This is a genomic window from Gordonia sp. UBA7860 (genome assembly GCF_002500165.1).
Classification (GTDB): Bacteria; Actinomycetota; Actinomycetes; order Mycobacteriales; family Mycobacteriaceae; genus Gordonia; species Gordonia sputi.
The window spans coordinates 1-12,137 of sequence record NZ_DLSO01000071.1 but is presented as its reverse complement, the minus strand read 5'-3'; the positions used below and the strand labels follow the sequence as shown (position 1 = coordinate 12,137).

At 65.6% G+C, this 12,137-nt stretch carries 6 protein-coding genes; 1 reads left to right on the top strand and 5 read right to left on the bottom strand.

Going from position 1 to position 12,137, the window contains the following annotated elements; translation table 11 throughout:
* Window positions 1-37: 37 nt before the first annotated feature.
* Both B3T59_RS09375 and htpG read right to left on the bottom strand, forming a co-directional pair.
* A complete protein-coding gene (locus tag B3T59_RS09375) occupies window positions 38-1,426 on the bottom strand; it encodes a hypothetical protein (protein ID WP_287002094.1) in 1,389 nt (462 codons plus the stop codon).
* A 138-nt stretch (window positions 1,427-1,564) separates the two neighbouring features.
* A complete protein-coding gene (gene htpG, locus B3T59_RS09370) occupies window positions 1,565-3,541 on the bottom strand; it encodes a molecular chaperone HtpG (RefSeq protein WP_287002093.1) in 1,977 nt (658 codons plus the stop codon).
* Window positions 3,542-3,753: 212 nt separating this feature from the next.
* On the opposite strand from htpG, the gene B3T59_RS09365 reads away from it, so the two are divergent.
* Window positions 3,754-4,506, top strand: a complete 753-nt coding sequence (locus B3T59_RS09365; protein ID WP_064905352.1) for a PIG-L deacetylase family protein — start codon at window positions 3,754-3,756, stop codon at window positions 4,504-4,506.
* A 1-nt stretch (window position 4,507) separates the two neighbouring features.
* On the opposite strand, the gene recD is transcribed toward B3T59_RS09365, so the two are convergent.
* From recD to B3T59_RS09350, 3 genes are all read right to left on the bottom strand, one after another.
* Entirely contained in the window at window positions 4,508-6,361 is a 1,854-nt protein-coding gene (gene recD, locus B3T59_RS09360; protein ID WP_287002092.1) for an exodeoxyribonuclease V subunit alpha, read from the bottom strand.
* Window positions 6,358-9,843 (bottom strand): UvrD-helicase domain-containing protein, encoded by a 3,486-nt coding sequence (locus B3T59_RS09355; RefSeq protein WP_287002091.1) that lies wholly within the window; start codon window positions 9,841-9,843, stop codon window positions 6,358-6,360. Before B3T59_RS09355 ends, recD begins: the two co-directional genes overlap by 4 nt.
* A partial coding sequence (locus B3T59_RS09350; protein ID WP_287002090.1) for an exodeoxyribonuclease V subunit gamma occupies window positions 9,840-12,137 on the bottom strand: 2,298 nt, incomplete at its 5' end. The genes B3T59_RS09355 and B3T59_RS09350, both read right to left, overlap by 4 nt.

The window sequence follows — 12,137 nt, the reverse complement described above, 5'->3', positions numbered from 1 at the left end:
GGCGCGGCCCGCCTTGCTGGTGGTCATCTACGGTTCGTCACCGAGCCGAGGTGAAGGTGGGTTCGGAGGCGGCGAGGTCGACAGTGCCACTGATGAAGTCGCTGTCGGTGTAGCTTCCCGGACCGGATGACGTCGACATGTACGTGGCAGGCCACTCCACACTGCCGTACACCTTCACGCTGGTGGGAGTCTCGTAATCCGGGCTGAGCCTGAGTTGAGTGATGTCGTTCGGCTTGGTCCATCGGACGCTGCCCGGCACGACCGACTGGTACAGCGACTGCGAACATCCCGGCTTGTCCTTCGACGCGTCCGCCTGCGTGGAACCCGCGCAGTTCGTGAAGTACGTGTCGAGGGCCGTTGCCACAGCCTTGGTGCCCCGGTCGCTCAGCTCGACTTTGAGCGAGTTGTATGACGCGTAGGTCGGCCCCAGCGGGAATTCGCTCGATTGATCAGCCTTGACCGTGAAATTCGGGTTGCTCGATCCCCACTCGACCGGCCCCGGGAACACATAGACCTTGCTGTCCTTGCTGACGTCGACACCGAACGCGGTCAGTTGTGGCACGCGGGTGTCGTCGACGTCGATCGGGATCGTTCCATTGTCGACGGTCCACTTGCCGTCGGACTTCTTGAGCATGAAATCGACGTCAGCGTTGCGATCTCCGAATTTGTACGTGGCTTTCACCGTGGCCATCGACGACAACGACGTCGACGGCTCGCGCACATTGATGTCGGAGATCTTGGCGATCGCCTGTTGCTTCTTGAGCACCTCGTCGGTGAGGAGTTTGTCCGACGGCGGTGTTCTGACGACGCTCAGCGCCTTCTTGGCGTCGCCGTTCGAGAGACCCTCCAGATAGGTCTGGACTGCGGCCTTGGGCGAACCTCCGGGACCCGAGTCGCCGGTGAATACAACGATGAGCGTCACCACGAGGGCGATGATCACGACGAGGACGCCGCCACCTATGCCGAGAAGTAGGAAGAGACGCTTGTTCTTCTGCTTCGATTGTTGCGGCGGCACTCCCCCGCCACCCATCGCTGGTTGCGCACCCCACGCAGCGCCCGGTTGCTGCCCATAGCCCTGCGGTTGGCCGTACTGGGCTTGGCCGTACTGGGCTTGACCGGCTTGCGGCTGGCCGAAGTTCGCGTCATACGTCTGGTTCGGCTGCTGACCGAAGTTCACCGTCGGGTCGGTGGTCGTTCCGGTCGGCGCCGCCTGCCATTGATCGTGGCCGCCCTGTCCGTATGGCGTTGACTGCCCGTACGCCGGTTGCTCGGGGCTCTGCTGTGCGTATGGCTGTCCGTATGGCGCGTACCCGCCAGCAGACTTGCCGTCGCTCAAGGCCGCTTCACGCCCGCCGGAAGGACCCTGCGGTGCCGCACCCTGCGGCGTCGAATCACCCGGCTGGAACGGATCGTGCGGATAACTCACGGCGGCATCTCCCCTTGTCGTCGCCGACGCAGCAGCCTCTGTGGCTCGTCAGACTTGCTGTCGGACTCGTCGGAATCGGACCAACCTTAAACGAACCACAACGATCTGACGCAGTCGGGTCGGACGGGCGAATGATGGTCAGTCGCCGCTGGCTGCAGGGGCCACGGAGGCGGTGAGCGTTCCCGTCAGCAGGCGTGCGAAATCGGCGGGGTCGTCGAGTTCCCCACCCTCGGCGATCAACGCCATCCCGTAGATGAGTTTGGCCGTTGGGGTCAGTCGGGAATGGTCGGCGTCGGCCTTGAACGCCGCGTTGAGTCCGGTGACCAGCGGATGATCGGCATTGAGCTCGAGCGCACGCTTGGTCTTCGGCAGTTCCTGACCCGATGCGCGGTAGAGGCGTTCGAGTTGTGGCGACATCGAATACGTGTCGCCGACGAGACACGCCGCCGACTCGGTGAGACGGTGCGAGAGGCGGGCTTCGCTGATGTCGGCGTCGAGCGCCTCGCCGAGCCAGGACAGCAGTTCCTCGAACTCGGCGGTGCGCGCATCCGTTGACTCGTCGGAAGTGCTTGTGTCACCGTCGAGTTCGTCGATATCTACCTCGCCCTTTGCGATTGAGCGGAACGGCTTCCCGTCGAATTCGACGCCGCCCGAGACCCACATCTCGTCGACGGGGTCGTGCAGGAAGAGCACCTCGATCCCCTTGGCCCGGAATGCTTCCATATGCGGCGAGTTCTCGATCTGCTGACGGGATTCGCCGGTCAAGTAGTAGATCGACTTCTGTGCGTCGGACATCCGGCCGACGTAATCGGCCAGCGAGGTCAATTCGTCTGCGGCGTGGCTTGTTTCGAATGCCGATGCCTTGAGCAGTGCATCGCGGTTGTCGGCGTCGTTGACGAGACCTTCCTTGAAGACGCGACCGAAGTTGTCCCAGAACGTCCGGTAGTCGTCGGGACGGGCGGCGCGCATCTCGTCGACGGTCGAGATCACCTTCTTGGTGAGTCGACGACGAATGGCTCTGATCTGGCGATCCTGCTGGAGGATCTCGCGGGACACGTTGAGCGAGAGATCCGCGGCGTCGACCACGCCTTGCACGAAGCGGAGGTACTCGGGCATCAGCTCGTCGCAGTCGTCCATGATGAACACCCGTTTGACGTAGAGCTGCACGCCGCCGGTGCGTTCACGCATGAACAGGTCGAACGGTGCTTGCGACGGGATGAACAGCAGCGCTTGATATTCGAACGTTCCCTCGGCCTTGAGGGTGATGATTTCGAGCGGATCGTCCCACGCGTGCGCGACGTGGCGGTAGAACTCCTTGTACTCCTCGTCGGACACCTCGTCGCGCGAACGCGACCACAGCGCCTTCATCGAGTTGATGGTCTCGGTTTCGGTGCTGGTCGTGGTGACCGGTTCGTCGCCCTCGTTCTCGGCCGGAGTGGTCGTCGTCTTCTCGACGTCCATCCGGATCGGCCACGCGATGAAGTCGGAGTAACGCTTGACGAGTGCGCGGAGCTTCGTTTGGTCGGTGTAGTCGTAGAGGTGGTTCTCGGCGTCGGCAGGCTTGAGCGTCAGCGTCACCGACGTTCCCTGCGGCGCGTCGTCGACATCGGCGACCGTGTAGGTGCCGTCACCCGTTGATTCCCAACGGGTTCCGGTCTGCTCGCCCGCCTTGCGAGTGACGAGGGTGACCTTGTCGGCGACCATGAACGTCGAATAGAAACCGATGCCGAACTGTCCGATCAGCTCTTCTGTCGCCGCGGAATCCGACGCCTGCGCGAGCTTGGCACGCAACTCAGCGGTGCCGGAGCGCGCAAGCGTTCCGATCAGTTCGACGACCTCGTCGCGTGACATTCCGATGCCGTTGTCGCGGATGGTGAGGGTGCGCTCGGCGCTGTCACCAGAGCTCGGCTCGAGCGTGATGTGCAGATCGGAGGCGTCTACGTCGAGGTCCTTGTCGACGAGCGATTCGAGTCTGAGCTTGTCGAGCGCGTCGGACGCGTTCGAAATCAGCTCCCGAAGAAAGCTGTCCTTATCCGAGTACACGGAGTGAACCATCAGGTCCAACAGCTGACGGGTCTCTGCCTGGAATTCGCGGGTTTCCGACTGTGTGCTCATCAAGTGCCTCCGGATCAGTACGACTGTGCGCATTGTCTGCCGATTCGATGCCATCGCGACCACGTGGGTGCGACGTGCGCGACATGAGAATTTTACCGACGCTGCGCGCAGTACTCTGAGGAGGGTCGGAGGGCGGCGAACCTCACCGCGCCCGGACACAATCGACCCAGCACCAAACGACCGCAGCACCACCGAGCCTTGGAAAGCGAAGGATGTCGACGCCGCGCATCATGCTCGTTCATGCACACCCCGACGACGAGTCGCTGTGGACCGGCGGCCTGATCGCCCGCGCTATCGCCGCAGGTGGCGAGGTCTCGGTGGTGATGTGCACGTGGATGTCGGGCACTCCACGACATCGCGAGTTGCTCGACGCACTCGGCGAACTCGGTGTACACGACGAACCGATACTGCTCGACTACGCGGACCTGAAGGTGCCGGAGTCCGCGCCGGGACATCAACGGTTGACGGATGCGTCGTTCGACAGCGAGGTCGCCGAGCTGGCCCGCCACATCCGACGTCGACGACCCGACGTCCTCGTCACCTACGACCCGTATGGGATCTACGGACACCCCGATCACATCAGGGCACACAGGATCACCTGTGCTGCCGCCGATGCCGCGGCCACCCCGACCCTGTACCGCGATGACCTACCGGCGTGGCAGGTGCGCTCGCTGTACTTCGCGACGATCGCCGACTGGATGGTCGCCGAGCTGGCCGACACACTGTTCCCTCGACTACAGCCCGGCGACTTTCTCGGTACGCCCGCGCACACGCTCGGACTTCAACTCGACGTATCCGAATGGATCGAGCACAAAGTTCGCGCGATCGAGTCTCACAAGTCAGAACTGGCACGACGATCCACCGTCTCCGCGCTGATGAATCTGCCGCGCGCACAACGTGATCTGGCCCTTGGCACCGAATGCTTCCTCCGCCGCGACCTCATCGCCAACGGCTGCGACCTCTGACTCAGGCCAGTTCGCGGACCGCCGACCGCAACCCGCTCGCCCGATGGACACGGCGAGTGACGGCCTCGGCCAACACTTCTCGCGTTCCGACGATTCGCACACGAGTACGTGCACGCGTGATTGCGGTGTAGAGAAGTTCGCGGGTCAGCAGCTCCGATCCCGAGGGCGGCAGCACGATGGTGACACCACCGAACTGACTTCCCTGGCTGCGGTGAATGGTCATCGCGTATGCCGGCGCGACGTCGGGAAGCTGCACCGGTGCGATCAGCCGCTCCTGCGCGCCACGGCGGAATGCGACTTCGAAGCGATCGGGATCGGTCTCGCCACCGGCACGGACCACCACTCCACTGTCGCCGTTGAACGTCCCGGTCTGCCGGTCGTTCGACGTCACCAGCAGCGGCTCACCCACGGACCACACCATCGAGTCGAGCTCGATCCGCGGAAGGCCGGGCGACTCCGACAGCCAGTCGGCGACGCGTCGCTGCCAGCCACGCACGCCCCAGAGTCCCTCACGATGCGCGCACAGGATCCGGTGCGAGTCGAGCGCGGCCAATGCGGCGTCGACGTCACCGGTATCTGCCGCGCGGTGCAGTGCCGTGCCCCATGCGACGATGTCGTCGTGAACAGCGTCGAGCTTGTCGGGCGCGACGAGTTGTACGTCGTCGATGTCGGCCGAGGTGACGAGGTCGACGACAGCATCTGCGTCGCCACGATTGACCGCATCGGCCACGCGTGAGATCTGTCCGCCGAATCGAAAACCCCGACGCAGCGTGACCACTCCGTCTCTCAGACGCGCTGATTCGTCGGCATTCATCTCGATCGAGGAATCACCTGCCGTCGGCGCGGACGCCCGAACCGATGGTGGGCCGGGAGCGCGCTCGACGAGGTCAGCGAGGACCGCACCCGCCTCCACCGAAGCCAGCTGATGGGGATCGCCGACGAGAATCAATCGCGCATCCGAGCGCACGGCGTCGAGTAGTCGGCTCATCGCGGTCATCGACAGCATCGATGTCTCGTCGACCACGATCACGTCGTGTGGCAGCTTGTTGGCCAGACCGTACCGCGGCGTCGAGCCCGGCCGCCAGCCGAGAAGGCTGTGCACGGTCACCGCCCGCACCGAGGTGGGCAACGTACCGTCGAGGTCGACCGACGCCTGCAACTGGGCTGCAGCGCGACCAGTGGGTGCGCACATCCCGATGCGGAGATCTCCCCCCGCGACACTGTCGAGAACCGCGAGAATCCGAGCGACGGTGTACGTCTTTCCCGTTCCCGGGCCACCGGCGAGGATCGACGTCCAGTGTGAGGCGGCAACCTCGGCGGCGAGGCGCTGCCGAGGCTCTGCGGTGCTGTCAGCGAACACCTCGGCAACCTGCGCCCGCACCGCCTCGACATCGACGTCAGGTGCGCTGGTCGCACGGTTGGCGAGCGTCTGGCGGATCGATTGCTCCTGGCGGAAGTACTTCTGTAGGTACACCAACGGGCCGTCGTCGGAGTCCATCAGCACCACGGGCTGCAGCGTCGACCCGCGGGCGCCGACGACCAGCGGACAATCGCGAAGTTCGGCGAGCATCTCGACGGCACTCGGAAGCGCGAGTGCCTGCGTGCCCGGGAGTTCGTCGACGGTGGTGAGCGCAAAACATGTCGACCCGAGGCGCACCGAGCGCACGGCGAGTGCGATGGCGACCTGAGCCGCGACCGCGACCGGCTCGCCACACATGCGGACCATGCGCGACGTGATGTGCAGATCGGACGCAGCGAAAAGGCCTGCGACGTTCGCGTCTGCGAGGATGCCCTCGGCGTCGCGAACCCGCCGCGCATCGTCGACGGACAGCACACCGGGATTGTCGGTGCTCACCGGTCGTCGCCCCCTTCGATGCCCCCGAGTAGATCCGACAACTCGGTGACCAACCCGGTGGGGATGTCCCATTCGTAGACACCGCAACCCGGTGGGGTGTCGGCGCCCACCATCCCTCGCACGAAGTGGTACTGCACCGGACCGAGGTGCTCGGCAGGCGTGTAGCCGGGTAGTCGCCAGCGAAGATAGCGGTGCAGCGCAACGGAATAGAGCAGTGCCTGCAGCGGATAGTGTGCGCCGATCATCTCTGCGGCCATTGCATCGGCGGTGAAGTCTTCCGCGCTCAGCTCGCCCGGACGTAACCGGTTGGTCTTGTAATCGACGACGACGTATCGGCCGTCGGATGTGCGGAGCACCGAGTCGATACTTCCGGTGAGATAGCCGCGCAGTGCGCGCGGCGGAATCTCGGCGAGTGACTCGGCGTAGGCGCGTAGCGGATCCTCTTCGGGGAGATGGTGATTCATCAGGGCGGCGACGTCGGACAGCACCGCCGCGGCAGACGGCGTCGACGCCGCATTACCGAGCGGGAACTCGAAGTCCAACTCTGCCAGCCGATCGCGCGGCCCGACCGACCACAGGGTGCCTCCGAGCGACGCCAGTGGGGTTGTCAGTACGGCACGTAGCGCGGCGGCGAGATCATCGACGTCGACGTCGAGCGCGTGCCTGGTCGCGGACGTGGCACACAGTTCGCGGACATGGTCGTCGATGTCGGGTGCTGCGGTGTCGACGTATTCGAGCACCTCGTGGACCAGTGTTCCGAAGGCCGCTCCGAATGGCATGCCGTTCATCAGCGACGGTGTTCCGTCGGGAAGCGTCGAAGCCTGCGCGGCTGCCGGATCCGTTGCCGCATAAGGATCGCCGGAGTCGACCCTGTCGGCGGGATCGACAGGCTCGTCGGTGATCAACTCGCCCTCGGCAGCGGAACCGACCTCGGGTTCGCTACCGGTTGTCAGGGTCGGATGTTGGTGCGCGGCACCGGCGATCAGGGCCGAGTACGAGGTGCGGCGCCACTGCTGGTCGATCGTGCGGGTGAACCGCGCGACATCGAGTTCAGGACGGCTGTCGTCGTCATCGGGCGGTGTCCACACCGGCGCCGGTGAGTCGTCGGCGTGCTCGACACTGATCGACACCGGCGGATCGGCCGCGAGCGCACGCAGCGTCGACACGCACGTGTGGTCGTCCGGCACGTTCACCGAGGTCGGCACGGTCTCGGCGTCAGTGCCGCGTCGCGTCTCGCCTGCGTGTTGTCGGCGTCCGAACAACAATCGGTGCAGTGGACCCTTCGACGTGTTGAACGACGGTGCCCAGTGCATGACGACCTGTGACGAGGCGCGCGTCAATGCGACGTAGAGCAGGCGGAGGTCCTCGCCCGCCTCCTCCTCGTTACGACGCGCGATCCGCTCACCCCAGCCGCGAGTCCCCTCGCCACCGACGTCGAGGTGACGGCAACCGGCATCGTCGTGGTAGCGAAAGGTTTTCGGCTTCGAGACCCGCGCGGCGTCCCAACCGAACGGTACGTACACGATCGGGAACTCCAGTCCCTTGCTCGCGTGGACAGTCATGATCTGCACGACATGTGTGTCGCGGTCGAGACGTCTGGTCTGATCCTCGTGGCGCCGCCACTGTGATTCATCGGCGATGCGATCCGCAAGCCACTCCACGACACCCGCCAACCCACACTCGTTCTCGACGACGTGCTTGTTCACCAGCGACGCCACCTGCAGCAGATCGGTCAGTGCACGTTCGCCGTCCTCGATTCCGAGCACTCGGCCAGCGACGTTCTCGGCTGCGAGGAGACGCTGAGACAGCGCCGCGAACCCACCGTCGGCGAAGACTCGACCCAGTTCGGCGAACATCGACGACAGCTCTGCGAGGCGGGTGTCGGTAGCCTCCGCGAGTTCGCTTGCGTCCCAACCGATCAGGGGCGTCAACGCGGCAAGTCGGACGCGGTCGGCGCGCGCCGGTTGCTCGATCGCACGGATAACCCACAACCAGTGCAGCGCACCGATCGTACGGAAGACACTGGTCCCGGTGCCGACGACTGAGGCGATACCGAGTTCCGACAGCGCACGCTGCAGTGGCTCGATGGTGCCGTTCGTGCGAACGAGAATCGCGATGTCGCCCGGGGTGACAGCGCGTGGTCCGTCGCCTGTGTCGAGCCGGGTGTCGGAGGTGAGGAGCCGGGCGATGTCGTTCGCGACGTCGGCCGTGATCGCGGACCGAACGTCGGCAACCGAAGGGAATCCGCTCTTTCCGCGGATGGTGAAGTCGCTTCGCGACAGGGCGCGCATGCGCAGAGCCGGTGCACCGGAGATCCGACTCCCCGACCGCGCGGCCCGAACGGGGTGCACCGTGATCGATCGGTCGCCGAGGCTCGCGCCGCCGTAGATCCGATCCAGCGCGGTCACGAGGTCGGCATCGGAACGGTGATTCGTGTCGAGCGCACGGAGCGAATCGGCGACGTCGACGGCCGTCAGGTAGCTGCGGACCTCTGCACCACGGAACGCGTAGATCGACTGTTTCGGATCGCCGACGAGAACCAGTTGTCGATGCCCGTGAAAGCAGCGCCGCAGGATCTCCCACTGGAACGGGTCGGTGTCCTGGAATTCGTCGACGAGGATCAGCTCGAACGACGCCCGGATGCGCTTGCACGCCGCCTCACCGAACTCCGGGTCGGTGACGACCCGGTACAGGATCGTCTGGAGGTCGTCGTAGGTCCGCAGTCGCGCGAGGCGCTTCCGACGTTCGACGCGGCTGCGCACGCGCTCGCAGAACCGCACGCGCTGGGTTGCGGCCGAGGGTGTGGCGTCTGCGGTGTCGTCGGGTTGCGGCGCCAGCGGCACCCCCGCGCTGCGGACGGCTTCACGCGCGATCGCCATCGCCTCACCGACGGAAAACGGTGGGCGGTCGGCATCACCCGCATACGACGACAGGTACAGATCGAGCGCGGTCTGTTCGACGATGTCGTCGGTGTCTTCGACGACGTCGTAGATCAGTTCGCGTTCGCCGAGGAAGCCCAGCGCTTCGAGCATCCGGTTACAGAACGTATGCGTCGTCGCGATCGTCGACGCGTCGAAATCGGAGAGCGCCTGTATGAGACGTCCACGGCGCGCGGCGATGTCGTCGGGGCTACCGGTCAGCACCGCACGTAGCACCGGGTCGTCGTCGCCGTCACGATCGGCGTGCACGCGGGCCGGATCGAGAGCGACGACGAGGTCGGCGAGGCGTGCGCGCATGCGCTCGCGCAGTTCGGCACTCGCCGAGCGACTGAACGTGACCAACAGCAGCTTGTCGATCGGCAGGCCGTCGGCGATCTTTCGAGCAGCGACACCGACAATCGCGTACGTCTTACCTGTCCCCGCACTGGCCTCGAGGACCGTTGTGCCGCCGGGCAACGGTGCCGCGACGTCGAAAGGCTGTGGTGCAGCGGCGGTTTCGGACCCCGGTGCCCCCGTGTCGGGGATGGTGCGCGCTTCGGTCATGACATCGTCTCGTGGTCGAGGAGTGGATTCCAGAGAGCGCGAGCGAGCCTGGTGAACAGCGGCGCCTCAGCCTCTCCGGGCAAGGTCAGCCCGGCCCACCGGGGGTCGTCGGAGGTCGACATCCGCAGGATCTCGTCGAATGCGACCGACGACGTCACGTCGGCGCCGAAGACAAAGCGCAGGTAGGTGTCGGTGCCCGCGCCGAACATTCCGTCGAAGCTGCGTCGTGCGGTCTCCACCGCCGCTTCCGAACGGACGCCTGCGCGCACCTTGGTGGCGTACTCCTCCGCTGGTTCGAGCGGCAGCGGAAGCGGCGAGCGCAACCCGAGATCGCGCAGACGCACCAGATCGTTGAGCACGGCGCGTGCGTCGTCGGGAGCAGTGAGCATGGCCTGGGCAACCGCTCCCGCGCCGCCGCGGCCGACGACGAGCGCCGACGGCGGTGACGCGTCGGCGGCCGACGCCGCGAGGAGCAGCAATCCCACCCACGCGGTCAATCGCTGCTTGGCCCGCACACGTGAGTACGTCGCGGTGACGATAGTCGTTCCGAACGGCGAGTTCTCGACGATGTCGGCGATGCTGCCGTGGACGCGACGAGCGTCGGGCAATGTGACGACGACGTCGCGGGTGACCGGCGGCTGCGTGCGTACCGAGGCGACCGCGTCGTACACACGTGACACCGTTTCGGAGATCTCGACCAATTCACGGCGCCCGAACTCGTATGGGGGCAGGTTGCCACGTCGCAGCTCTGCTGCCTGACAGGTGACGAGATCGTCGCCCGCGAGCATCTGTCGTAGGAATCGGTCGCCGACGCCCCACCTGTCGAGAGCATCGAGTTCTACGTCGAGTTCGTCGGTGTGCGCCCGATCGTCGTCTGGCATCCGTGCCCCGAGTCGCTGACGCACGAAGCCCTCGATCGGATTCGCGAGGAACGCTACGAGGTCGCGCAACTCGATGTCGGTGGGTTCGAGATCGCCGACCTCGGCGTCGGACAATCGCGCGGACGGCACCGCATCTGCGTCGAGAGCCTGTGCGCCCGCGAGCAACTCGGCGTCGAAGCTGAACGGTGTCGGGATCGAACCGATCGCGCCGGGGGTGAAATTCAACCGATCGAATCCGTGCAGGGTGTGGGTGATCACGACGTCGGACGGGTTGTCGAGTCCTCGCAGGGTGGCGACGCTCTCGGCGAGTTCGCTGACGACCACCGCGGGCGGGATGCGGCTGCCGTTCACCGGGTCAGCTCCGTTGTAGAACACGAGAAGCGAGTCCCCGGCGGCGCCGATCGCATCGAGGAACAGCTGCCTGTCCTCGTCGCGCGGATTCCGTTCCCCGACGAGCGGATCACGGCCCAGGACATCGTCGCCGTCGGTGCGCTGTGCGCGCGGGAAAGTGTCGGCGTCGACTCCGAGGAGCACGATCACACGGTGTGGCACCGAACGCATCGGCACCATTGTGCAGACCGTCAGTTCGCCGGTCCGGAAGTTGGCGCGCGTCGGTCTCCCCGCCACCACCCCGGCCATCAGGTCGCGGATGTCGGCGAGCAGCAGATGCTGCGAATCGGACTCATCGGCGTCAAGAGCGTCGGTGATCACCCGGACCGCCTGTGCCCGTTGCCATTCCTCGCCCGGATCGGACAGCGTCAGCTGGTCGACGACGTCGATCAGCGTCTGTTGCCACGCTGCACGCGAGGAACGAGCGCCCATGCGGTCGAAGAGGTCTGCGAGCCGGTCGACGAATTCCGTGAACCTGCCGGCCAAGTCGATTTCGGTACTCTCCACACCTGCCAGCGGGAGCGCGGTGCCCAACCACTCGCCGTCGGCCTCCTCGGCGACTGCTCCGAGAGCGATGCGATCGACTCCGCTCGCGAAGGTCCCCTGCCGGAAGCCGGACAGTCCGAATCGGGCGCGTTCATTCTCTCCAAGACCCCAGCGAATGTTGCTGTGCGCCAACCACTCCCGAATCATGTCGAGATCGTCGTCGTCCATCGCGAACCGGGACCGAACCGGCGAACGGCTCAACAGGTCGACGACGTCGCCTGCCGCTGCTCGACTCGCGGCGAGTTCCACGATCGACGCCACCACGTCGAGGACGGGGTTCACCTGACGGGGACCGCGGTCGGCCAGGCGCACCCGGAGGTTGAACGCCGGGTGGTCGAGGCCGGATTGACCGAAGGCACCACGGATGAGCGGCGCGAACGACTCGACGTCGGGACACATGATCAGGACGTCGCGCGGTTCGAGCGTCGCATCGTCGGCGAACAGGTGCAGCAGTCTGTCGCGCATGACCTCGACCTG